Genomic DNA, 23,893 nt, shown 5'->3' with positions numbered 1-23,893 from the left:
CATGCGCGAATTTCTGGTGTTTCAGTCCTTGTGGGCCATGCAAGACCACCGTGGCCATTGCGAGCTTTCCATTGAGGCGCAATTGGAGAAGATCGCCGCCGCCGGTTTCGACGGCATCACCGACCATTACTGGCGCGCGCCACAGGCTGCACGCCTGAGCGCCGCCGCCAAGGCGCAGGGCCTGCAAATCGAAGGTCAGTTGTTCCCCCAAACCGTGGATGACCTGGCGGCCGCGCTCGACGTCGTTTCGCGCTACGGCTGTCATCACCTCACGCTACAGGCCGACGTCCGCCCACGCACGCTGGCGCAGGCGATCAAACTGATCGAAGGCTGGCAGCGTCTGGCCGAGCAGGTGGACTTTCCGATCCTGGTGGAAACCCACCGTTATCGCCTCACCAATGACCTGTTGTTCACCCTCGACCTACTCGCGGAAATGCCCGACCTGAAACTGTTGGCGGACCTGTCGCACTATGTCGTGGGTCGCGAATTGCCGGAAGCGGCGACTGCCGAAGACGACGAACAGATCCACCGCATCCTGCGCCACAGTTGGGGTTTCCACGGTCGGGTCAGCAATGGCGAACAGGTCCAGGTGTCCTTCAGTTTCGCCCAGCATCGACCCTGGCTGGACCGTTTCCTCGGCTGGTGGCGCTACGGGATCGAGGATTGGCTGGGCCGCCCGAACACACCTGCCAGCCTGTCCTTCACCTGCGAACTCGGCCCACCGCCTTATGCGATCACGGGGGCTGATGGGCGTGACATCACGGATCGCTGGGAGGAGGCGTTGATGTTGAAGGCGCTGATGCGTGGGGTTTGGACTGACTGCCAGGTGCCGTCAAAAAAGTGATGTCAGTCCTCGAACCCGACCTGCTCGTGAATCTCATCCATCTTCAGCTCCAGGCGATAAGCCACGGCGATAAACAGCGCCTGGCACAGGCACAAGGTCGCACTCAACGAGCGAAACGCAAACGACGAGCCTTCATTGACCAGCAGCACCGTGTTCGCGCGTTTGGCCAGCGGCGAGAGGTTGCTGTCGGTGATGATCAGGGTTTTCGCCTGATGGTGTTGGGCGATGCGCAGGCAGTGCTGGGTTTCCTTGCCGTAGGGCGTGAAGCTGATGGCGATCACCAGGTCATTGGCGCGCACGCTGCGCATCTGCTCGCGGTAACTGCCACCGAGGCCTGAAACCAAATGGATGCGCTTGTTGGTGTGTTGCAGGTTGTAGACCAGGTAATCGGCCACGGCGAACGAGCGACGCACGCCGACCACGTAGATGTTGTCGGCATTCACCACCAGGTCCACCGCCTTGTCGAAGGCCTGATCATCGAGTTCCAGCCCCAGCCGTTCGATGCCTGACAGGGTCGCGTCGATGCACTCGCGCGCCAGGTCGCCGCCGCTGGCCTTCTGCGACTTGTTGGCGATCATGCTGCGGATGCGCTGCTGGTAGTTCTGCACCGGTGTGGTTTTGTGCGTATAGGCCTCGCGAAACAGCGCCTGCATTTCGCTGAAACCGCTGAAGCCGAAACGCTGGGAAAACCGCACGATGGCCGACGGGTGCACTTCGCACTCGCGGGCGATGTCGCTGATGCGGTCGACCATGATCCGGTCGCTTTGCTGGCTCATGTAGCTGGCGATGCGTTTGAGCTGGCGCGGCAGGCTTTCGTATTCGTCGGTGATCAGCTGCAGCAATCGCTCGGCATTGATCGGTGGGCTGGCGAGGTCGCTCTCGGGCGTGCTCTCGGTCGTCGCCGGCTGATCGGTGCGGGTCATAAGGAATCCTTCTGGCTTGTTCTTATAGGGAGGACAGATGCCGTCGTCCCCTGACAATAGGTTGGCTGTGCGCAGTCTACAGGGTAGGTCGGAATAAAATCTTGAGCTTGCCGTCAGTGTGAGCGGTGCTGAAACGATGCACTGCCTCTGGAACGCCCGTACTGAAGTTTATTGGAAAAAATATTCCACGTAAAAAATATTTAGAATAATTATTGATTGTTCGGTCCCGGTCGTTTTAGTCTGCATCCACCAAGAGTGTTCGACGCGGTCATCGCCTCGAACGCAGGCTGATAAAAATAACAGGAGCCAGCATGGGCCAGACTCGTTTTGCCAGTGGGCGTCAATTGGATTTGATCTGCCTCGGGCGCCTTGGCGTCGACCTCTACGCGCAGCAAGTCGGTGCGCGGCTGGAGGATGTCAGCAGCTTCGCCAAGTACCTCGGCGGCTCGTCCGCCAACATTGCTTTCGGCACGGCCCGGCTGGGCCTCAAGTCGGCGATGCTGAGCCGGGTAGGGGACGACCACATGGGTCGCTTCCTGGTCGAATCCCTGACCCGCGAAGGCTGCGACGTCAGCGGGATCAAGGTCGATCCGGAACGCCTGACGGCCATGGTGCTGCTGGGCCTCAAGGACCGCGAAACCTTTCCTCTGGTTTTCTACCGTGAAAACTGCGCCGACATGGCGCTGCGGGCCGAAGACATCAGCGAGGCCTTCATCGCCTCCAGCAAGGCCTTGCTGATCACCGGCACCCATTTCTCCACCGACGGCGTCTACAAGGCGAGCATCCAGGCGCTGGACTATGCCGAGAAGCACAACGTCAAACGCGTGCTGGACATCGATTACCGTCCGGTGCTGTGGGGCCTGGCCGGTAAGGCCGATGGTGAAACCCGCTTCGTTGCCGACCAGAACGTCAGCCAGCACGTACAGAAAATCCTCCCGCGTTTCGACCTGATCGTCGGCACCGAAGAAGAATTCCTGATTGCCGGTGGCTCCGAGGACTTGCTCACGGCGCTGCGCAATGTCCGGCGTCTGAGCGCCGCGACCCTGGTGGTCAAGCTCGGCCCGCAGGGTTGCACGGTGATTCATGGGGTGATCCCGGCACGTCTCGAAGACGGTGAGATTTACCCTGGCGTGCGGGTCGAAGTGCTCAACGTTTTGGGCGCCGGTGATGCCTTCATGTCGGGCTTCCTCGCCGGTTGGCTGGAGGACGCCAGCGACCAGCGCTGCTGCCAGTTGGCCAATGCGTGTGGCGGTCTGGTGGTGTCGCGCCATGCCTGCGCCCCGGCCATGCCGACCCGCGCCGAACTCGATTACCTGTTCAACAGCCCGGTGCCGATTACCCGGCCGGACCAGGACGCGGTGTTGCAGCGGCTGCATCAGGTCAGCGTGCCGCGCAAACAGTGGAAGCAGCTGTTCATCTTTGCCTTCGACCATCGCGGGCAACTGGTGGAACTGGCGCACAAGGGCGGTCGCGACCTGAGCGCGATCGGCGAACTCAAGCAACTGTTTATCCAGGCCGTGGAACGGGTTGAAGCGGATTTGCGTGAGCAAGGCATCGACGCCGATGTCGGGCTGCTGGCTGATCAACGCTTCGGCCAGGACTCGCTGAACGCGGCTACCGGTCGTGGCTGGTGGGTGGCGCGGCCGGTCGAGGTGCAGGGCTCGCGGCCATTGGCTTTCGAACATGGTCGCTCCATCGGCAGCAACCTGATTGCCTGGCCGCAAGAACAAATCATCAAGTGCCTCGTGCAATTCCACCCCGACGACGAGCCGCTGCTGCGTCTGGAGCAGGAAGCGCAGATCAAGGGACTGTATGAGGCATCGCAGGTCAGCGGCCATGAACTGCTGCTGGAAATCATTCCGCCCAAGGATCATCCGTCGACGCATCCCGATGTGTTGTATCGGGCGCTGAAACGCCTCTACAACCTGGGCATCTACCCGGCGTGGTGGAAGATCGAAGCGCAGAGCGCCGAGGAGTGGAAGCAACTTGATGAACTGATTCAGGAACGCGATCCGTACTGCCGAGGCGTGGTGTTGCTGGGGCTGAATGCACCCGCAGCGGCACTGGCCGAAGGGTTTCAGCAGGCCAGCCAGAGCCGGACCTGTCGTGGGTTTGCCGTGGGCCGGACGATTTTCCAGGAGCCGAGTCGCGCGTGGTTGGCCGGTGAAATCGACGATGAAACGCTGATCCGCCAGGTGCAGGGCACGTTCGTCGAACTGATCGATGCCTGGCGCACGGCCCGGAGTTGAACACTTTCTATTTGTGAACACTGGACCTGTGGGAGCGGGCTTGCCCGCGATGACGGTGGCACATTCAACATTTATGTAACTGTTGGATCGCTATCGCGGGCAAGCCCGCTCCCACAGGGTTTTGTGTCGCTCTTAATGGTTATGAAAAAACAAAAAAAGGTGCAGCCATGCCCGCTATCCGAATTGGCATCAACCCGATCTCCTGGAGCAACGACGACCTGCCGTCCCTCGGTGGCGAGACGCCGCTGAGCACCGCGCTCGGCGAAGGCAAGGAAATCGGCTACGAAGGTTTCGAACTCAACGGCAAATTCCCCAAGGATGCCAAAGGCGTCGCTGACGTGCTGCGGCCTTACGATCTGGCGCTGGTCTCCGGCTGGTACTCCAGCCGACTGGCCCGCCGTTCGGTGGCCGAGGAAATCGACGCCATCGGCAGCCATGTCGAACTGCTGGCGAAGAACGGCGCCAAGGTGCTGGTCTACGGCGAAGTCGCTGACTCGATTCAAGGTCAGCGCATTCCCCTGGTCGAGCGCCCGCGTTTCCACACCGAACACGCGTGGCAGGAATACGCCGACAAGCTCACCGAGCTGGCGCGGTTCACCCTGTCCCAGGGCGTGCGCCTGGCCTATCACCACCACATGGGCGCCTACGTCGAATCCCCGACGGACATCGACAAGTTGATGGCCCTGACCGGCAGCGAAGTCGGCCTGCTGTTCGATTCGGGCCATTGCTACATGGGCGGCGGCGAACCGTTGCACGTCCTGCGCAAACACATCGAACGCATCTGCCACGTGCATTTCAAGGACGTGCGCAAACCGGTGGTGCAACTGGCGCGCAACAACCTGTGGAGTTTCCCGGACTGCATCATCAATGGCACCTTCACCGTGCCGGGGGATGGCGACATCGATTTCGCCGCACTGCTCGACGTTTTGCTGGCCAACGACTACCACGGCTGGCTGGTGGTCGAAGCCGAACAGGATCCGGCGGTCGCACCGAGTTATGTCTACGCCAAGAAAGGCTTCGACACTTTGCGTACGCTGCTCGACGAGAGGATTGCATGATGAGCTTGCTGGTCAAAAGCAATGCCCGAGGCCGGACCATGGTCGAGTTGGGCAACGGTGAGCTGGAGTACGTCGGTTTCGCTGCCTACCGCTTGAGCCTCGGCGAAACCTTGCCGGTTGCGGCGGGTGATAAAGAGTTGTGCCTGGTGCTGCTCAGCGGACGCATCAGCCTCAAGGGCGAAGCACCGGGGCAGGGCGCGTTCGACTGGGACAACATTGGTGATCGTCTGTCGGTGTTCGAAGACAAATCACCCTTCGCCGCGTACTTGCCGCCCGGCAGTCAGGCGCAAGTGGTCGCGCTCAGCGATGTGCAAATCGCCGTGTGTGCCGCGCCCGGTTCGACCAGCAATGGCCTCGGTCCACGCCTGATCACACCCGAAACCATGAAGCGCAGCGTGCGCGGCAAGGGCGCCAATACGCGTTATGTCTGCGACATCCTGCCGGACACAGAGCCTGCTCATTCGCTGTTGGTGGTGGAAGTGCGCACGCCGTCGGGGCACTCCTCAAGCTACCCGCCGCACAAGCACGACACCGACGATCTGCCGCACCAGAGCTTTCTTGAAGAAACCTATTACCACCAGATCAACCCGCCCCAGGGCTTCGTGTTCCAGCGGGTCTACACCGACGACCGCAGCATTGATCAGGCCATGGCCGTGGAAAACAGCGACCTTGTCGTCGTGCCCAAAGGCTATCACCCGGTCAGCGTGCCCTACGGTTACGAGTCCTATTACCTGAACGTAATGGCCGGCCCGAAACGCGTCTGGCAGTTTCATAACGACCCGCAGCACAGCTGGCTAATGGACCTCTGATTCCAACCCTTGCACGGAGAACAAGAACAATGAGCAAGCCCCTGCGTTTCGCCCTGAACCGTATGGTCGCCCCCCGTTTGTCCCTGCCGGCATTCATTGAGCTGGCGGTGACCCTCAAGGCCGACGCCATCGAGATCCGCAACGACCTTAAAGGTGTCGAGATCGAAGACGGCACCGCGCCTGAACGCGTGCGTGAATTGTGCGCGGCCAAAGGCATCAGCGTGCTGTCGATCAACGCGCTGTACCCGTTCGATGTGTGGAATGACCAGCGCCGTGCCCAGGCCTTGAAGCTTGCCGCGTATGCCCGTGATTGCGGCGCCCAGGGGCTGGTCATGTGCCCGCTGAATGATCGCGCCGATTCGCGCAACGAAGCCGGACGCGCTTCGGGTTTACGTACCGCGTTGACCGAGCTGGCGCCGATCCTGCGCGATCACGGCCTGCTCGGTTTCATCGAGCCGCTGGGTTTTGAAGAATGCTCGCTGCGTCGCAAGCGCACGGCCGTGGATGCGATCAAGGCCATTGGCGGGCTGGATGTGTTCCGGCTGGTCCACGACACCTTTCACCATCACCTGGCCGGCGAGCAGGAGTTCTTTCCCGAGCTGACCGGGCTGGTGCACATCTCCGGCGTCGAGGATGCCGAGGCTCCGCTGGCGAGCATCCGCGATGGCCATCGGGTGCTGGTGGGCGAGGGCGACATCCTCGGCAACGCAGAGCAGATCAACACCTTGCTCAGCACCGGTTACAGCGGATACCTGTCGTTCGAACCATTCGCCGATAGCGTCCATGGGCTGGCAGACATCGAACAGGCGATCGGTGCAAGCATGGACCACCTACAAAATTCTCAAGGCTAACGGAAGACCCTGTGGGAGCGGGCTTGCCCGCGATGACGTCGGCACATTCAATATCAATGTGTCAGGTAGATCGCTATCGCGGGCAAGCCCGCTCCCACAGTGATCGCATTTCAAGGCACACACCGGATTTAGCTTCAAAGGAAGGTGCAAGCATGACCACTACAAGACTGACCATGGCCCAGGCCCTGGTGAAATTCCTCGATAACCAGTACATCGAGGTCGATGGGGTCCAGAGCAAATTCGTCGCCGGGGTCTTCACCATCTTCGGCCACGGCAACGTGCTCGGCCTGGGCCAGGCATTGGAGCAAGACAGCGGCGACCTGATCGTGCATCAGGGCCGTAACGAACAAGGCATGGCCCACGCCGCCATCGGTTTCGCCAAGCAACACCTGCGGCGCAAGATCTACGCCTGCACGTCATCGGTGGGCCCTGGCGCCGCGAATATGTTGACCGCTGCCGCCACCGCGACCGCCAACCGCATCCCCTTGCTGCTGCTACCCGGCGATGTCTACGCCTGTCGCCAACCGGACCCGGTGCTGCAACAGATCGAACAGTTCCATGACCTGAGCATCAGCACCAACGATGCCTTCAAAGCCGTCAGTAAATATTGGGACCGCATCAACCGTCCCGAGCAACTGATGAGCGCGGCGATCCACGCCATGCGTGTGCTCACCGACCCCGCCGAAACCGGCGCGGTGACCCTGGCTTTGCCACAAGACGTGCAAGCCGAGGCCTACGACTATCCGGATTATTTCCTGCAAAAACGCGTGCACCGCATCGAGCGGCGTCCGGCCACCGAAGCGATGCTCGGCGATGCGCTGGCGCTGTTCAAAGGCAAGCGCAAGCCGCTGATCATTTGCGGCGGCGGGGTGCGTTACTCCGGGGCCAACGCGGCGTTGCAGGCGTTTGCCGAACGCTTCGAGATTCCTTTCGCCGAAACCCAGGCTGGCAAGAGCGCGGTGGTGTCCAGCCATCCGCTGAACGTTGGCGGCATTGGCGAAACCGGTTGCCTGGCCGCGAACCTGTTGGCCAAGGACGCTGACCTGATCATCGGTATCGGCACCCGCTACAGCGACTTCACCACCGCGTCGAAGTCATTGTTCCAGCACCCGGACGTGCAGTTTCTCAACCTCAATATCAGCCCGTGCGATGCGTTGAAGCTCGACGGAGTGCAACTGTTGGCCGACGCCAAAACCGGCTTACAGGCACTGACCGAAGCCCTGGGCGATTACCGCTCGAGCTGGGGCGATCAACCGCGTCAGGCCAAGGCGCAACTGGATGAGGAAGTCGACCGCCTCTATCAGATCGAATACCAGACCAAGGATTTCGCCCCGGAAATCAACGACCACCTGGACCCGGCCGTCCTGCGCGAATTCATCGAGCTGACCGGTTCCTGCCTGACCCAGAGCCGCGTGCTCGGGGTGCTTAACCAAACCCTGGCCGACGACGCGGTGATCGTCGCTGCCGCTGGCAGTTTACCCGGCGACTTGCAGCGCAGCTGGCGCAGCAAGGGCGTGAACACCTACCACGTCGAGTACGGTTATTCCTGCATGGGTTACGAAGTCAACGCGGCGTTGGGTGTGAAGCTCGCCGAACCGGAGCGCGAGGTCTATGCACTGGTGGGCGATGGCTCATACATGATGCTGCACTCGGAGCTGGCGACCTCGATTCAGGAGCGACGCAAGATCAACGTGGTGCTGCTAGACAACATGACCTTCGGCTGCATCAACAACTTGCAGATGGGCAATGGCATGGACAGCTTCGGCACCGAGTTCCGCTTCCGCAACCCTGAAACCGGCAAGCTCGATGGCGGTTTTGTGCCGGTGGATTTCGCCATGAGCGCGGCGGCCTACGGCTGCAAGACATACAAGGTGAACACTGTTGAAGAGCTGCACGCGGCGCTGGCCGATGCGCGCTTGCAGACGGTGTCGACGCTGATCGATATCAAGGTGCTGCCCAAGACCATGATTCACGGCTACCTGTCGTGGTGGCGGGTCGGCGGGGCGCAGGTTTCCAAAAGCGCCCGCACCGATGCGGTGGCCAAGACCCTGAACGAACGACTGGCCAAGGCCCGTCAGTACTGATTGCCCCTGAAACCAACCACCCTTTTTAGCAGGAGAATCTCTATGTCATTGAAGCTTGGCGTTATCGGCACCGGGGCCATCGGCCGCGATCATATCCGTCGTTGCAGCCAAACCTTGCTCAACAGCCAGGTCGTCGCCGTCACCGACATCAACTTGCAGCAGGCCGCGAACGTCGTTTCCGAGCTGAAACTGACCGCCGAGGTCTATCCAGACGGCCACGCGCTGATCAAGGCGCCGGAGGTTGAAGCGATCCTCGTCACCTCCTGGGGCCCGAGCCACGAAGAGTTCGTGCTGGCGGCGATTGCTGCGGGCAAACCGGTGTTCTGCGAGAAGCCCCTGGCCGTCACCGCCGCCGGCTGCCGCAAGATCGTCGAGGCCGAAGTGGCCCACGGCAAGCGCCTGGTGCAGGTCGGTTTCATGCGCCCCTACGATGAAGGTTATCGCGCGCTCAAAGCGGTGATCGACAGCGGCCAGATCGGTGAACCGTTGATGCTGCACTGCGCGCACCGCAACCCGAGCGTGGGCGAAAACTACAAGACCGACATGGCGATCACGGACACGCTGATCCATGAACTGGATGTGCTGCGCTGGTTGCTCGACGACGACTACGTCTCGGTGCAAGTGGTGTTCCCGCGTAAATCCAGCAAGGCCCTCGCGCACCTGAAAGACCCGCAAATCGTCCTGCTGGAAACCGCCAAGGGCACGCGCATCGACGTCGAAGTGTTCGTCAACTGCCAGTACGGTTATGACATCCAGTGCGAAGTGGTGGGGGAGACCGGCATCGCCAAACTGCCGGAGCCGCAACAGGTGCAATTGCGCAGCGGCGCGAAGCTGTCGAATGCGATTCTGATGGACTGGAAGGATCGGTTTATCGCCGCGTATGACGTGGAGTTGCAGGCATTTATCGATGGCGTGCGCGCTGGTCAAGTGGGCGGCCCATCGGCATGGGACGGCTTCGCCGCCGCTGTCGCAGCCGACGCGTGCATAGAAGCCCAGAATAGCGGCCAGATCGTCAAAGTCGGCCTGCCAGAGCGCCCCAATTTTTACATTTAACTCCGCCCCCTGTAGGAGCGAGGCTTGCCCGCGAAGACGGCGGCACAATCAACATTAATGTCGCCTGACACACCGCCTTCGCGGGCAAGCCTCGCTCCTACAGAGCCAAGCCAGCGGTTTACATAACAATAAGAAGGAATGCACACATGCGTATCGGACTTGTCGGTTACGGCCATGGCGGCCGGTTTTTCCATGCTCCGCTGCTCAGCAGCCTGCCGGGTGCCACGTTTGTTGGCGTGGTCACCCGTTCAGCGGAGCGCCGACAGTTGCTGGCCGCCGAGCATCCCGGCGTGCCGGCCTTCGACAGCATCGGCCAACTGGTGGAAGCCGGGGTCGATGTGTTGGTGGTGTCGACGCCGCTCAAGGGCCGCCCGGCGTTGGTGCTCGATGGCATCGAGCATGGGGTGGCGGTGGTCAGCGACAAACCGTTCGCCGCCGATGCGCAGCAGGCACACACCCTGATCACCATGGCCGAGCGTCAGGGCGTGCGGCTCAGCGTCTACCAGAACCGGCGCTGGGATTCGGACTTTCTCACCGTGCGCAAACTCATCGAGTCCGGTGCGTTGGGGCAGGTCACTCGTTTCGAATCGCGGATCGAACGCTACTCGCCGCAAGCGGTGAACAACGGCAGCGGTGGTGGTTTCCTGCGCGATTTGGGCAGCCACTTGGTGGATCAGGCATTGTTGCTGTTCGGCCCGGTCACCCGGGTGTATGCCGAACTTGAATACCTGGAAAAAGGCCAGCCATTCGACAACAGCTTCTTTATGTCACTGACCCATGCCAATGGCGTCACCTCGCACCTGGGCGGCAGCTGCCTGCAAAACACCCCCGGACCGCGCTTTCGGGTCACGGGCACCCAAGGTTGCTACAGCGTCGATGGGCTGGACGGGCAGGAGGCCTCGGCGCTGGCCGGGCTCTCGCCAAAATCCGAAGGCGAGCGCTGGGGTGTCGAAGAGCATCGACGCTGGGGCTGGTTTGAACAGGGCGACGAACGTGAACGCGTACCCTCCGAGCGTGGCTGCTGGAATCAGTTCTATATACAGCTGCAAACCGCGTTACAAAGCGGTGGCCCACTGCCGGTGGAAGCCCGTGATGCACTGGCGACCACCCGCGTTCTGGACGCTGCACGATTGAGCGCCGAGCGCCATCAAGTGGTGGAGTTGGGGAGGTTCGATCATCGTGGAATAAAATCAGAATAAAATTCTAAAACTGGTTGATATAGAAATTATATTCCAATAGAGTCATTTCCAGCGACCTGCCTCGCGCCACGTTTCACTCGTTTCCCGCTTACTGAAATCGTCACGCCATATCCATAAAACCAACAAGAATGTGGAGAAAGACTTTTCATGAAGACCCCGATCCGTTTCACCGCACTTGCCCTGTCCCTGATGTTCGCCAGCGGCGCTGCACTGGCCGATATGAAGATTGGCGTGAGCATGTCCCAATTCGATGACACCTGGCTGACCTACCTGCGCGAATCCATGGACAAGAAAGCCAAGTCTTACCCCGATGGCGTCCAGCTGCAATTCGAAGATGCACGCAGCGATGTGGTCAAGCAGTTGAGCCAGGTCGAAAGCTTCATCAGCCAGAAAGTCGATGCCATTGTAGTCAACCCGGTGGATACCGCCGCCACCAAGAAAATCACTGAAGCCGCCGTCAAGGCCGGCATTCCGCTGGTCTACGTCAACCGTCGCCCGGATGACCTGAAGTTGCCCAAGGGCGTGGTCACGGTGGCGTCCAACGACCTGGAGGCTGGTGAAATGCAGATGCAATACCTGGCCGACAAAATGGGCGGCAAGGGTGACATCGTGATCCTGTTGGGCGACCTGGCGAACAACTCCACCACCAACCGCACCAAAGGCGTAAAAGAGGTGCTGGCGAAATACCCGAACATCAAGGTCGAGCAAGAGCAGACCGGCATCTGGCTGCGCGATAAAGGCATGACCCTGGTCAACGACTGGCGGACCAAGGGCCGCAAGTTCGAGGCCGTGGTGGCCAACAACGACGAAATGGCCATCGGTGCTGCGATGGCCCTGAGTCAGGCCGGCGTCGACAAGGGCAGTGTGTGGATCGCCGGTGTCGACGGTACGCCGGACGGCTTGAACGCGATCAAGAAAGGCAACATGACGGTCTCGGTGTCCCAGGACGCCAAGGGTCAGGCCGACGGTTCGATCGACACCGCCGTGAAGATGGCCAAAAACGAGCCGGTTGAACAGGCCGTATGGGTGCCCTACCGCTTGATCACCCCGCAAAACGTCGACACGTTCAAATAGTCCTTCCGTTCAATAACAACAATAAGCACGCAAGGTTGCCACCGCGACCTTGCTGATGGAGTACCTGATCATGTTCGCTTCAGCGACTGCTTCGAGCACCACCCCGTTGGTGGGTATCCAGCCAACCGCAACACCTGTCGATGAGCCGTACCTGCTGGAGATCATCAACGTCAGCAAGGGTTTTCCCGGTGTGGTGGCCTTGTCCGATGTGCAACTGCGGGTGCGCCCCGGTTCCGTGCTGGCCTTGATGGGCGAGAACGGCGCCGGCAAATCGACCCTGATGAAAATCATCGCCGGCATCTACCAGCCGGACGCCGGCGAATTGCGCCTGCGGGGCAAAAAAGTGGTGTTCGAAACGCCGCTGGCGGCGCTTCAGTCCGGGATCGCGATGATCCACCAGGAACTCAACCTGATGCCGCACATGAGCATCGCCGAGAACATCTGGATCGGCCGCGAGCAGCTCAACGGTTTCCACATGATCGACCACGGCGAAATGCACCGCTGCACCGCGAAACTGCTGGAGCGTTTGCGGATCAATCTCGACCCCGAGGAGCAGGTCGGCAACCTGAGCATCGCCGAACGGCAGATGGTCGAGATCGCCAAGGCCGTGTCCTACGACTCCGACATCCTGATCATGGACGAACCGACCTCGGCCATCACCGACAAGGAAGTCGCCCACCTGTTTTCGATCATTGCCGACCTCAAGAGCCAAGGCAAAGGCATCATCTACATCACCCACAAAATGAATGAAGTGTTCGCCATCGCCGATGAAGTCGCGGTGTTCCGTGACGGCGCCTACATCGGCCTGCAACGGGCCGACAGCATGGACGGCGACAGCCTGATTTCGATGATGGTCGGTCGTGAATTGAGCCAGTTGTTCCCGGTACGCGAGAAGCCGATCGGTGATCTGTTGCTGTCGGTGCGCGACCTCAAGCTCGACGGTATTTTCAAAGGGGTTTCCTTCGATCTGCATGCCGGCGAGATCCTCGGCATCGCCGGATTGATGGGCTCCGGGCGGACCAACGTGGCCGAAGCGATTTTCGGCATCACCCCCAGCGACGGTGGCGAGATTCGCCTCGACGGGCAGGTGGTGCGCATCACCGATCCGCACATGGCGATCGAGAAGGGCTTCGCGCTGCTGACCGAGGACCGCAAGCTCAGCGGCCTGTTCCCGTGCCTGTCGGTCCTGGAAAACATGGAGATGGCGGTGCTGCCGCATTACGCCGGTCACGGCTTCATCCAGCAGAAAGCCCTGCGGGTGTTGTGCGAAGACATGTGCAAAAAGCTGCGAGTGAAAACCCCTTCGCTGGAGCAGTGCATCGACACCTTGTCCGGCGGCAACCAGCAGAAAGCCTTGCTCGCGCGCTGGCTGATGACCAACCCGCGAATTCTGATTCTCGACGAGCCGACCCGTGGCATTGATGTCGGCGCCAAGGCCGAGATCTATCGTCTCATCTCCTACCTCGCCAGCGAAGGCATGGCGGTGATCATGATTTCCTCGGAGCTGCCGGAAGTGCTCGGCATGAGCGACCGCGTGATGGTCATGCACGAGGGCGACCTGATGGGCACCCTCGACCGCAGCGAGGCGACTCAGGAACGGGTCATGCAGCTGGCTTCCGGAATGTCCGTGGTTCATTGACGGTTCAATGCATTTAAACGGTTTCTGTTGGCGACCCGCGTACGGGTCGCCGGCAACGCTATAGAAGGATGAGTGGCTATGAACAACGCGATACTGGAAAACAAACCCGCGGTAACTCCGGCCAAGTCGCGCCGGCGCTTCCCCACGGAATTGAGTATTTTCCTGGTGCTGATCGGCATCGGCCTGGTTTTCGAAGTGTTCGGCTGGATCGTGCGTGACCAGAGCTTCCTGATGAACTCCCAGCGTCTGGTGCTGATGATCCTGCAAGTGTCGATCATCGGCCTGCTGGCCATCGGCGTGACCCAAGTGATCATCACCACCGGCATCGACTTGTCGTCCGGTTCGGTGCTGGCGCTGTCGGCGATGATCGCCGCGAGCCTGGCGCAGACCTCGGACTTTACCCGCGCGGTGTTCCCCTCACTGACTGACTTGCCGGTGTGGATACCGGTGATCGTCGGGCTGGGGGTCGGGCTGCTGGCGGGGGCGATCAACGGCAGCATCATCGCGATCACCGGCATCCCACCCTTCATTGCCACCCTCGGAATGATGGTGTCGGCCCGTGGCCTGGCGCGGTATTACACCGAAGGCCAACCGGTGAGCATGCTCTCCGATTCGTACACCGCCATCGGTCACGGCGCGATGCCGGTGATCATCTTCCTGGTGGTGGCGGTCATTTTCCACATCGCACTGCGCTACACCAAGTACGGTAAATACACCTACGCCATCGGCGGCAACATGCAGGCGGCGCGCACGTCGGGGATCAACGTCAAACGGCATTTGGTGATCGTCTACAGCATCGCCGGGTTGCTCGCAGGCTTGGCTGGCGTGGTGGCTTCGGCCCGCGCCGCGACGGGGCAGGCAGGGATGGGCATGTCTTACGAGCTGGACGCGATTGCCGCAGCGGTGATCGGCGGCACCAGCCTGGCGGGCGGAGTAGGGCGCATCACTGGCACGGTGATCGGCGCGCTGATCCTCGGGGTCATGGCCAGCGGCTTCACCTTCGTCGGAGTCGATGCCTACATCCAGGACATCATCAAGGGGCTGATCATTGTGGTGGCAGTGGTCATCGACCAATACCGCAACAAGCGCAAACTCAAGCGCTGACAGTGATCGGCAACAGCGAGAGCCGTCCTGGCTCTCGCTTCGCACTACCTGACACAACTCAACCCCTGTAGCAGCTGCCGAAGGCTGCGTTCGGCTGCGCAGCAGTCGTAAACCCTGAGCGCGCGCTCTGTCTGAAACACCGCATCGCCTGATTTCACGACTGCTGCGCAGCCGAACGCAGCCTCGCAAGCTCGACAGCTGCTACAGAGCGGAACGCAGCCTCGCAAGCTCGACAGCTGCTACAGAGCGGAACGCAGCCTCGCAAGCTCGACAGCTGCTACAGAGCGGAACGCAGCCTCGCAAGCTCGACAGCTGCTACAGAGCCGGACGCAGCCTTCGGCAGCTGCTACAGGGATCGCGTAGGGTGCGTGATCCGTTATCGGTTAAAGCGTTCGACCAGCGAATACTGGGTCTTGGCAGTCTGCGTCAGCTCCTTGCTCAACTCGGCCGAATGCCTGGCTTGTTCGGACGTCTGATCTGCCAGGGTCGCGATGGTGGTGATGTTGCGGCTGATTTCTTCGGCCACGGCCGTCTGCTCTTCAGTCGCAGCAGCAATCTGGGTGGTCATGTCCGTAATGTTCGCCACGGCTTCACTGATGCCCACCAACGCCTTGTCTGCCTCAAGCACCCAGGCCACTCCTTCTTCGGCCTGACGATGCCCATTTTCCATGGTCTTCACGGCGTTGTTGGACGAGATCTGCAGCTTGGATATCAGGCTATGTATCTGGGCGGTGGACTGAGTAGTGCGCTGCGCCAACTGACGCACTTCATCCGCAACCACCGCGAAACCTCGACCCATGTCGCCAGCGCGGGCGGCTTCGATGGCGGCGTTCAGCGCCAGCAAGTTGGTTTGATCGGCGATGCCTTTGATGACGTCGACCACCGTGCCGATTTCATTGCTGTCCTTGGCCAGTTGTGCAACCGTCAGCCCGGTTTCCCCGACCACTGCCGAGAGGCGCTGGATGGCTTCCCGGGTATCCCGAGCGACATCGCGTCCACGTCCCGTCAGCACATTGGCTTCCTGGGTCGCGTCGGCGGTGCGTTGGACGTGGCTGGCGACCTCTTGTGTCGTCGCTGCCATCTGATTGACAGCAGTCGACACTTGCTCGGTCTCGATTCGCTGGCGATCCAGCCCGTGCGAACTCTTGCTGGCGAGAACGTCAGATTGCCCGGCCAGGCCAGTGAGTTGCTCAGCCGTGTCCTGTAGCCGAGTGAGGCAAGTCTTGAGGCGCGATGCCTGGCTCACAAAGGCCGTTTCAAGACGAGCTTGAGGGCCGCGTTCGTCGCTGTACATTTGTGCGATCAGTGAGTCGGAGGTCGACGGTTCAGCCGACTCCAGCAGGTGCAGCGTCCCGCGTTTTTGCCAGCGCCCGGCAACCAGACCGATCGGCACCGATACCCCGACCGTCACGGCGAACGCCACAGGCGTACTGAGAAAAACGCCACCTAACGTGCCTACGACGCCCATCGCCAGGAACGGCAGCCAGTCGAGAAGCGCCGGCTGCCATTTATCGCTGCCGGGAACCGCTGACTTTCCGAGGCTTATCCGTGTGTACAGCGCTTCGGCACGGCGGATCTGTTCGGCCGTCGGTTTGACCCTGACCGATTCATAACCGACGACCTGGCTGCCTTCGAAAACCGGAGTGACATAGGCGTTGACCCAGTAATGGTCGCCATTTTTTGAACGGTTCTTGACGATGCCCATCCACGGCTTGCCCTGCTTGAGGGCGCCCCACATGTGGGCAAATATGGCGGAGGGCACATCGGGGTGCCGAACGATGTTTTGCGGGGCGCCGATCAGGTCGCCCTTGATGAAACCGCTGATTTCTACGAAGGCATCATTACAGTACGTAATGACTCCTCGTGCATCCGTTGTCGAGATGAGTTTCTGTTGAGGTCCAAGGGCAACCTCGCGCTGCGTAACCGGTTGGTTGTTTCTCATCTGTATTGCTCCTATGCCCTAAGCTAGAGGCATCGGCAGCATTCAGCAAAAGGTGAACGCGTCTGTCTGAAAGAGCGCGTCACAGGTCGGAAATGACCTCATGGCTTCCAGATATCGACGTCTTTGGCATCCACGGCCTTGGGCAACAATCCTGCAGCAAAAAACGCATCGGCGATTTTCTGTTGCTCACCCAACTGATCGCCTTTCACCGGCTGTACCTGGTAACTGCGATGAGTGTTGGCTGACTCGACCGTTGCCACATCCAGATTGCCCCACAACGGACTGAGCACTTGAGCCGCCTCGCGGGGGTTGTTTTTAACCCACTCACCGGTCTTGTGCAGTTGCTCGTAAACAACCTTGAGCACTTCAGGGTGCGCCTTGGCGTAGCTCGTACTGGTCAGGTAATAGCGTTTGTAACTGGCCAGGCCTGCGCCGTCGGCCAGGGTGCGCGTTGGCAGTTGACGTTGTGCGCTGGTGAGGAAGGGTTCCCAGGTGACCCAGGCATCGACCTTGTTGTTCTCGAAGGCGGCGCGGCCATCGGCGGGGGACAGGTACGCGGGTTCGATGTCCGAGAACTCCAGCCCAGCTTTTTTCAGGGCTGCGATCAACAAATAGTGGGCGCCGGCCGCCTTGGTGACCGCGACTTTCTTGCCTTTCAAATCCGACAATTGCTGCAAGGGCGAGTCCTGGCGCACGACGATCGCCTGGGCGGAAGGCGAGGGCGCTTCTTGCGCGAAGTACGTCAGTTTGGCCTGCGCGGCCTGGGCGAAAATCGGCACGGTATCCGCCACGTCAGCGCTGATATCGACGTTGCCGACATTCAGCGCTTCCAGCAACGGCAGGCCACTGGGGAATTCATGCCAGCTGACATCGATGTGCTGCTGCGCGAGCGCTTTATCCAGCGTGCCTTGGGTTTTCAATACGGTGATGAGGGTCGATGACTTCTGGTAGCCGATTCGCAGCGTTTCGTTGGCCTGAACCGGCAGTGCGAATGCCAGGGCCAGCGCAACAACCCAACCGGCCATGACAGGACGATGGAGTATGGCAGCAGCGTTTCTAATGGATTTTGACATGGCATGCTCGACTGTCAGCAAGAGAGAGGGGCTATCTGCCATGAAGCATATGGTTCTAAAAAATAATTTATAAATAATATTTAGGTATTAGCTTAAGAGTTTTTGTTATTCGATTGAGGAATAAACAAATCATTATTTATTCCTTTTGTTGTTGGCTCAAGAGGTGCACTTTGAAGGCCTGCACTTCGGTGCGAACTTACCCAACAGCAGACAGGAAGCCTCACATGACCATCAAAGCGATCAACGTCCGGAACCAGTTCAAAGGCGTCATCAAGGAAATAGTCGAAGGCGAAGTGGTCTCCGAAATTGACGTGCAAACCGCTTCCGGGATTGTCACTTCGGTGATCACCACCCGTTCAGTACGCGATCTTGAATTGAAGATCGGCAGTGAGGTCATTGCCTTCGTCAAATCCACCGAGGTCTCGATCGCCAAGCTCTGACATTTTCGGCCTCAAGGTTTGAACCTGAAGACCCGATTTCAGCAGCGACGCATTTCTTGTAGCAGCTGGCGAAGCCTGCGTTCGGCTGCTGTAGGAGCGAGCTTGCTCGCGATGAACCCGATGACGCCGCCGTGTGTCAGGTGTGCATCGTTATCGTTGACGACCATCGCGAGCAAGCTCGCTCCTACACAGATCGCGTTATGGCTTAAGTGATCGGCATGAGCGGCTTCGAACCGGCATAACCATATAATTATATGATTCTTTCATAATTACTCGTCGCTAATATAATCAAAACGGCTTAATGGTTTGGCCTTCGAGCCTCGCCGGACGCAATACTGCTGACTCGGTTTTTTGCTCAGCCTCTCTGAACCCACCCATACCAAGGCCTTTCATGAAGTTGAAAAAACTCATCGTCGCCGCCAGTCTGTTGTTCGCCGCAGCCGGGGCTCATGCGCAGCAAACCATCGATATCAGCTACCAGCGCTCTTCGACCTTGTGGATTCTGCTCAAGCAGAGCGGCCAACTGGAAGAGCGTTTGAAACCGTTGGGCTTCACCGTCAGCTGGCATGAATTCAGCACCGGTCTGCTCAGCTCCCTGAACGCGGGCAGCGTCGATCTGCATGCCGACGTGGCCGATGCGTTTGCCTTGTTCACCCAGGCGGCCGATGCGCCACTGACTTACTACGCCCGGGAAAATCCATCCTCCGGCGCCCAGGCGATCATCGTTCCGGACAACTCACCAATCCACAGCGTCGCCGATCTGAAAGGCAAGACGGTCGCAGTCTCCAAGGGCTCGGGCAGCAACTTCCTGTTGATCTCCGCGCTGAAAAAAGCCGGGCTGACCCTGGCCGACATCACGCCGCGTTACCTGGAAGCGCCGGATGGCGGCGCTGCATTTGCCAACGGCAGTGTCGATGCCTGGGCCATCTGGGACCCGTTCCTGGCCACTCAACAACTGGACCATCACGTGCGTGTGCTGGCCGATGGCAAGGACGGTATCGCGAATTACAACCGCTTCTACCTGGCCACTTCGAAGTTCGCCAACGCGCACCCGGACGTGCTGCAAGTCACCTTCGACACCCTGCGCGAGACCGGGCAGTGGGTCAAAACGCACCCGCAAGAGGCGGCGCAGATTCTCGGACCGCTGTGGGGCAACATTCCGCCGGCCACGGTCGAGCTGGCTAACACCCGCCGCAGCTACGACATCGTCCCGGTCAAGGTCGATGAACTGGCCGAGCAGCAACGCATCGCCGACACCTATTACGCGGCGAAGCTGACGCCTAAACCGTTGAAGGTCTCCGACATTGCTGTGTGGACGCCGAAGGCGAAGTAAGGGAGCGTTGCCATGAGTCGTCAAATCCACCTGTCCGCTTTCCTGCTGACCGGACCAGTCGTCCACAGTCACGCGGTGTGGCGCCACCCGGACACGGTCGGTCATTACCTCGAACCCGAATACTACGCCCGCGTCGCCAAAGTCGTTGAAGAAGGTTTGTTCGACTTTCTGTTTTTCGCCGATCGCCTTGCGGTCGGTGACCAGATGGGCGGCTCCCGGGAGCTGGCATTGCGTTATGGCGCCCAGGACGCCACGCGGCTGGACCCGTTGCCGATCCTGTCTTACCTGATCGGCCAGACCAGCAAGCTGGGCCTGGGCGCGACCCGTTCCACGACCTATTACGAACCGGCGCATATCGCCCGTGAATTCGCCACCCTCGATCACCTCTCCCGGGGCCGTGCGGCCTGGAATATCGTCACCTCGATGAACGACAGCGAAGGGCGTCTGTTCGGCAAGGACAAACACCTGGAGCACGACCTGCGTTACGACCGTGCCGACGAATTCGTCGAAGTGGCGTTGAAACTGTGGCGCAGCTGGGAGGCGGATGCGCTCAAGCTTGACCGCGAGAGCGGGGTGTTGGCCGATCCGTCGAAAATCCACTCGGTGCAGCATCACGGCGAGTGGTTCAAGGTCGAAGGGCCGCTGAACATTCCGCGCACACCGCAAGGTCGACCGGTGCTGATCCAGGCGGGTTCGTCCGGTCGTGGTCGGCGTTTCGGCGCACGTTGGGCCGAGGCGATCTTCACCATTCACCCGCACTTGAACGCCATGCGCGCCTTCCGCGACGACGTGCGCGCGCAGGTCGTGCAACAAGGACGCGAGGCCGACAGCTGCAAAGTGCTGACGGCGGTTATGCCGTTCATTGGCGGCACCGAAGCCGAGGCACGGGCCAAGCGTGATCGGCATAACGCACTGGCGCGGCCCGAGTTGGGGCTGGTTACGCTGGCCTCTCAATTGAATGTCGACCTGTCGCCGTTTCCGCTATCGGCGACGCTGGCCGAGATCGCCCAATCGCCCTTGATCCATCCGGCTGCCGCCGAAAAACTGCTGATGCAGGGCGCCGAAACTACGTTGGAGCAACTGGGACGGATTTTCGCCAGCAGCGTGCGCGTGCCGCAACTGGTGGGCACCGGCGCACAAATCGCCGATCAACTGGCCGAGCTGTTTCTTGGCGAAGGCTGCGACGGTTTCGTGATTTCGCCGGGCTATCTGCCGGGCTCGTTCAGCGAATTTGTCGAAAGCGTGATTCCGCATCTGCAACGCAAAGGGTTGTTCCGTCGTGCCTACGAAGGCTCGACCTTGCGTGAGCATCTGGGGCTGGCCGAGCTGAAGGACTGAGCACCTCCATTAACCAAAGGGATATTTGAATGGCTGTTTTCGATCGATTGACCCGTCGTCACTTGCTGGGTCTGGCCAGCGTTGCCCTGGCGAGCCCGTTGCTGATGTCGTTGCCGCGCCCGGGTGGGGCGGCTGATGAACACGCTGGACATGCTGTCGATACCGGCGTCGAACCCACCGGCACGGGCGAATTCATTCGGCTGGACACGCCGCGCGCGCTGAAGCTGGCGGTCAATCTCAACGCGGTGTGCCTGGCGCCAGTGGTCATTGCCCACGGCCAGGGTTTCTTCAAGAAGCACAACCTCGATGTCGAGCTGGTCAACTTTGGCAACTCCACCGAAGTGCTGCTCGAAGCCATCGCCACCGGCAAGGCCGATGCGGGCGTGGGCATGGCGTTGCGTTGGCTGAAGGCGCTGGAGCAGGGCTTCGACGTCAAGCTCACCGCCGGTACTCACGGCGGTTGCCTGCGCTTGCTCAGTGCAGTGAATGGCAATGTGCATAAGCTCGAAGACCTCAAGGGCAAGACCATCGGTGTCACCGACATGGCCAGCCCGGACCGCAACTTCTTCTCGATCCTGCTGAAAAAACACGGCGTCGATCCGGTGCGTGATGTCGAGTGGCGACTGTACCCGGCCGACCTGTTGGGCACCGCGCTGGAGCGTGGCGAAGTCCAGGCGGTCAGCGGCAGCGACCCGTTCATGTACCGCCTGATCAAGACCGGCAAGGCTCAGGAGTTGTCCACCAACCTGGTCGAGGAATACGCCAATCTCAGCTGCTGCGTGGTCGGCGTGACCGGCAAACTGGTGCGCGAGGAAAAACGTGTGGCGGCGGCGCTGACCCAGGCGATTCTCGAAGCCCACGATTACTCGGTGAAAAATCCCCAGGCCGTGGCCAAGGGCTTCCAGGCTTATGCGTTGAATACCTCGGTCGAAGAAGTCGAGGCGATCCTGCATGACCATACCCACGGTCATCATGCGGTGGGCGCGCTGCTGACCCAGGAAATCATCACCTACGTCACTGACCTGCAAACCGTGGAAGTCATTCGCCCGAGCACCAACGCCGGCGAGTTCGCCAAGGAGATCACCGCCGATGTCTTCAGCTGAGGTTTCGACACTGGCCACACCGGCGACGCCGTGGGCTTTCAAGGTGTGGCGCCAGGGCGCACTGGCGGTGACGGCCTGGGTCGCGGTGGCGCTGTTGATCAGCTATTGGCCCAACGCCACGCGCGTTTGGCCGATGACCCAGGGGCTGGTCAATCTGTGCCTGGCGGTGGCGGCATCGATCGGGCTGTTGGGCATCGTCGGTCACTGGTCGACGAAGGTCGCCACGCGCATTCGTGCGGCGGGCGCCTGGTTGATCGCATTGCCGATTCTGTTGGCTATCTGGGAGTTGCTCACCGCCAAACTGGGCCTGCTGCCGGTGCCGTTCTTCGCACCGCCGCAAGCGTTGCTTGCGGTATACATCGAAGACTGGCCACGCCTGGCCGACAGCTTGCTGCATTCGGCACTGTTGCTGGGCAGCGGCGTGGCACTGGGCGCGGCGACCGGGTTTGTTGCCGGGGTCGCCATCGGTTGGTCGAGCAGCATTGGCTACTGGCTGCATCCGGTGTTGCGCATTCTCGGGCCGGTGCCGTCGACGGCGTTGTTGCCCCTGTGCTTTTTTCTGTTTCCCAGCAGTTGGAGTGCCAGCGTGTTCCTGATCGCCCTGGCGACCTGGTTTCCGGTGACGGTGCTGACCTGGTCCGGTGTGGCCAGTGTCGATAAAGCCTATTACGACGTCGCGCGGACCTTGGGTGCGAAGCCGGGTTTCCTGATTTTCAAAGTGGCGATCCCGGCGGCGTTGCCTCATGTGTTCGTCGGATTGTTCATGGGCTTGGGCGCCTCGTTCTCGACCCTGGTGGTCGCGGAAATGATGGGCGTCAAATCCGGCATCGGCTGGTACTTGCAATGGGCCCAGGGTTGGGCGGCCTACGCCAATATGTACGCGGCGCTGTTGATCATGGCGCTGGCCTGCTCGGGGCTGATCTCCGCGTTGTTCCTGGTCCGTGACCGGTTGTTGGCCTGGCAAAAAGGAGCGATGAAATGGTAGCGCTGGCACCCGCAACAACGGCTGCGGTGTCAGCAGGGCTGGCGCTGCGCATTGATAGCTTGAGTCACGGCTTTGCTTTGGACGGCCAGCACTTGCCGGTGCTGGAGCGGGTTTCTCTCGATGTGGCGCCCGGTGAATTCGTCGCGTTGCTCGGGCCTTCGGGGTGTGGCAAGTCCACGCTCTTGCGCTTGGTGGCAGGGCTGGAACCGGCCGACGCCGGCACGTTGCTGGCCGATGGCGTACCGATTACCGGCCCGGACCCGAGTCGGGTCGTGGTGTTCCAGGACCCGACGCTGTACCCGTGGCGGCGGGTGTGGGACAACGTCGCCCTGGGTCTTGAAGCCCAAGGGCTGTTGAAAACCCATTCCGCCAAAGTCGATGTCGCACTGGAAAAAGTCGGCCTCAGTCAGTTTGCCCGGGCTTATCCACGGCAGCTTTCAGGAGGCATGGCCCAGCGTGTCGCGTTGGCTCGGGCACTGGTCAATGAGCCGCGGCTGCTGATTCTTGATGAGCCGCTGGGCAAGCTCGATTCGTTGACCCGCATCACCATGCAGAAAGAGCTGATCGACTTGTGGCAGCGCCAGGGCTATACGGCGTTGCTGGTGACCCACGATGTCGAAGAAGCCTTGCTGCTGGCCAATCGGGTGATCGTGTTCAGCGACCGACCGGCAGCGATCAAGGCGCAGCTGACCATCGAACGGCCTTATCCGCGTCATCGCGACGATCCGTATCTGGTGGACCTGCGCCGCCAGATAATGGGCTTGCTCGGGCTGGGAGAAAGCTGGTAATTGA

Annotated in this window: 20 protein-coding genes and 1 pseudogene; 17 read left to right on the top strand and 4 right to left on the bottom strand. The window is 60.6% G+C overall.

The features are described from left to right. Position 1 precedes the first annotated feature (1 nt). Positions 2-844: a sugar phosphate isomerase/epimerase family protein gene (locus AEQ67_RS13025; protein WP_059404265.1), complete on the top strand. Its 843-nt coding sequence runs from the start codon at positions 2-4 to the stop codon at positions 842-844. A gap of 2 nt (positions 845-846) precedes the next feature. Here AEQ67_RS13025 and AEQ67_RS13020 read toward each other — a convergent pair whose 3' ends face one another. Continuing rightward, positions 847-1,767 carry a MurR/RpiR family transcriptional regulator gene (locus tag AEQ67_RS13020; RefSeq protein WP_059404264.1) on the bottom strand — a complete coding sequence of 307 codons (921 nt, stop codon included), beginning with the start codon at positions 1,765-1,767 and terminating at the stop codon, positions 847-849. A 311-nt stretch (positions 1,768-2,078) separates the two neighbouring features. Here AEQ67_RS13020 and AEQ67_RS13015 point away from each other — a divergent pair, with 311 nt between their 5' ends. The 10 genes from AEQ67_RS13015 (at position 2,079) to AEQ67_RS12970 (ending at position 14,887) form a co-directional block, all read left to right on the top strand. Further along, positions 2,079-4,016 carry a bifunctional 5-dehydro-2-deoxygluconokinase/5-dehydro-2-deoxyphosphogluconate aldolase gene (locus AEQ67_RS13015; protein WP_059404263.1) on the top strand — a complete coding sequence of 646 codons (1,938 nt, stop codon included), beginning with the start codon at positions 2,079-2,081 and terminating at the stop codon, positions 4,014-4,016. Between the two features lie 167 nt (positions 4,017-4,183). After that, positions 4,184-5,074, top strand: a complete 891-nt coding sequence (iolE, locus tag AEQ67_RS13010) for a myo-inosose-2 dehydratase (protein ID WP_059404262.1) — start codon at positions 4,184-4,186, stop codon at positions 5,072-5,074. Then, a complete protein-coding gene (iolB, locus tag AEQ67_RS13005; protein WP_059404261.1) occupies positions 5,074-5,883 on the top strand; it encodes a 5-deoxy-glucuronate isomerase in 810 nt (269 codons plus the stop codon). Before iolE ends, iolB begins: the two co-directional genes overlap by 1 nt. Before the next feature lie 29 nt (positions 5,884-5,912). Next, entirely contained in the window at positions 5,913-6,734 is an 822-nt protein-coding gene (locus AEQ67_RS13000) for a TIM barrel protein (protein WP_059404260.1), read from the top strand. 152 nt (positions 6,735-6,886) lie between these two features. Next, positions 6,887-8,818, top strand: a complete 1,932-nt coding sequence (iolD, locus tag AEQ67_RS12995; protein WP_059404259.1) for a 3D-(3,5/4)-trihydroxycyclohexane-1,2-dione acylhydrolase (decyclizing) — start codon at positions 6,887-6,889, stop codon at positions 8,816-8,818. A gap of 42 nt (positions 8,819-8,860) precedes the next feature. Then, positions 8,861-9,871, top strand: coding sequence for a Gfo/Idh/MocA family protein (locus AEQ67_RS12990; protein WP_059404258.1), 1,011 nt, complete (start codon positions 8,861-8,863; stop codon positions 9,869-9,871). Between the two features lie 146 nt (positions 9,872-10,017). Beyond that, positions 10,018-11,070: a Gfo/Idh/MocA family protein gene (locus AEQ67_RS12985; protein WP_059404257.1), complete on the top strand. Its 1,053-nt coding sequence runs from the start codon at positions 10,018-10,020 to the stop codon at positions 11,068-11,070. A 147-nt stretch (positions 11,071-11,217) separates the two neighbouring features. Next, positions 11,218-12,144 carry a sugar ABC transporter substrate-binding protein gene (locus AEQ67_RS12980; RefSeq protein ID WP_059404256.1) on the top strand — a complete coding sequence of 309 codons (927 nt, stop codon included), beginning with the start codon at positions 11,218-11,220 and terminating at the stop codon, positions 12,142-12,144. 70 nt (positions 12,145-12,214) lie between these two features. Next, on the top strand, positions 12,215-13,783 hold the full coding sequence (locus tag AEQ67_RS12975; RefSeq protein ID WP_059404255.1) for a sugar ABC transporter ATP-binding protein: 1,569 nt from the start codon (positions 12,215-12,217) through the stop codon (positions 13,781-13,783). A 78-nt stretch (positions 13,784-13,861) separates the two neighbouring features. Further along, positions 13,862-14,887: an ABC transporter permease gene (locus tag AEQ67_RS12970; protein ID WP_059404254.1), complete on the top strand. Its 1,026-nt coding sequence runs from the start codon at positions 13,862-13,864 to the stop codon at positions 14,885-14,887. Between the two features lie 376 nt (positions 14,888-15,263). On the opposite strand, the gene AEQ67_RS12965 is transcribed toward AEQ67_RS12970, so the two are convergent. The 3 genes and pseudogenes from AEQ67_RS12965 to AEQ67_RS12960 form a co-directional block, all read right to left on the bottom strand. Then, positions 15,264-16,310 carry a methyl-accepting chemotaxis protein gene (locus AEQ67_RS12965; protein ID WP_442965637.1) on the bottom strand — a complete coding sequence of 349 codons (1,047 nt, stop codon included), beginning with the start codon at positions 16,308-16,310 and terminating at the stop codon, positions 15,264-15,266. Between the two features lie 246 nt (positions 16,311-16,556). Then, positions 16,557-16,829, bottom strand: a pseudogene (locus AEQ67_RS36705) (PAS domain-containing protein); the annotation flags it as partial. Positions 16,830-16,927: 98 nt separating this feature from the next. Beyond that, complete coding sequence (locus AEQ67_RS12960; RefSeq protein ID WP_059404252.1) at positions 16,928-17,902, bottom strand: aliphatic sulfonate ABC transporter substrate-binding protein; 975 nt, start codon at positions 17,900-17,902, stop codon at positions 16,928-16,930. A 224-nt stretch (positions 17,903-18,126) separates the two neighbouring features. On the opposite strand from AEQ67_RS12960, the gene AEQ67_RS12955 reads away from it, so the two are divergent. From AEQ67_RS12955 to AEQ67_RS12930, 6 genes are all read left to right on the top strand, one after another. Further along, positions 18,127-18,342: a TOBE domain-containing protein gene (locus AEQ67_RS12955; protein WP_059404251.1), complete on the top strand. Its 216-nt coding sequence runs from the start codon at positions 18,127-18,129 to the stop codon at positions 18,340-18,342. Between the two features lie 391 nt (positions 18,343-18,733). After that, positions 18,734-19,675, top strand: coding sequence for an aliphatic sulfonate ABC transporter substrate-binding protein (locus AEQ67_RS12950; protein WP_059404250.1), 942 nt, complete (start codon positions 18,734-18,736; stop codon positions 19,673-19,675). Positions 19,676-19,687: 12 nt separating this feature from the next. Further along, positions 19,688-21,013 carry an LLM class flavin-dependent oxidoreductase gene (locus AEQ67_RS12945; RefSeq protein WP_059404249.1) on the top strand — a complete coding sequence of 442 codons (1,326 nt, stop codon included), beginning with the start codon at positions 19,688-19,690 and terminating at the stop codon, positions 21,011-21,013. A gap of 29 nt (positions 21,014-21,042) precedes the next feature. Further along, on the top strand, positions 21,043-22,116 hold the full coding sequence (locus AEQ67_RS12940; RefSeq protein WP_059404248.1) for an ABC transporter substrate-binding protein: 1,074 nt from the start codon (positions 21,043-21,045) through the stop codon (positions 22,114-22,116). Further along, positions 22,103-23,101 (top strand): ABC transporter permease, encoded by a 999-nt coding sequence (locus AEQ67_RS12935; RefSeq protein ID WP_059404247.1) that lies wholly within the window; start codon positions 22,103-22,105, stop codon positions 23,099-23,101. The genes AEQ67_RS12940 and AEQ67_RS12935 overlap by 14 nt, the downstream gene beginning before the upstream one ends. Then, positions 23,095-23,889 carry an ABC transporter ATP-binding protein gene (locus tag AEQ67_RS12930; protein ID WP_059404246.1) on the top strand — a complete coding sequence of 265 codons (795 nt, stop codon included), beginning with the start codon at positions 23,095-23,097 and terminating at the stop codon, positions 23,887-23,889. Before AEQ67_RS12935 ends, AEQ67_RS12930 begins: the two co-directional genes overlap by 7 nt. Positions 23,890-23,893: the final 4 nt, after the last annotated feature.

The sequence above is a fragment of the Pseudomonas sp. RIT-PI-q genome (assembly GCF_001297125.1).
Classification (GTDB): domain Bacteria; phylum Pseudomonadota; class Gammaproteobacteria; order Pseudomonadales; family Pseudomonadaceae; genus Aquipseudomonas.
Note: the sequence above shows the minus strand (reverse complement) of the source record. Positions and strands in the feature narration are given on the sequence as shown.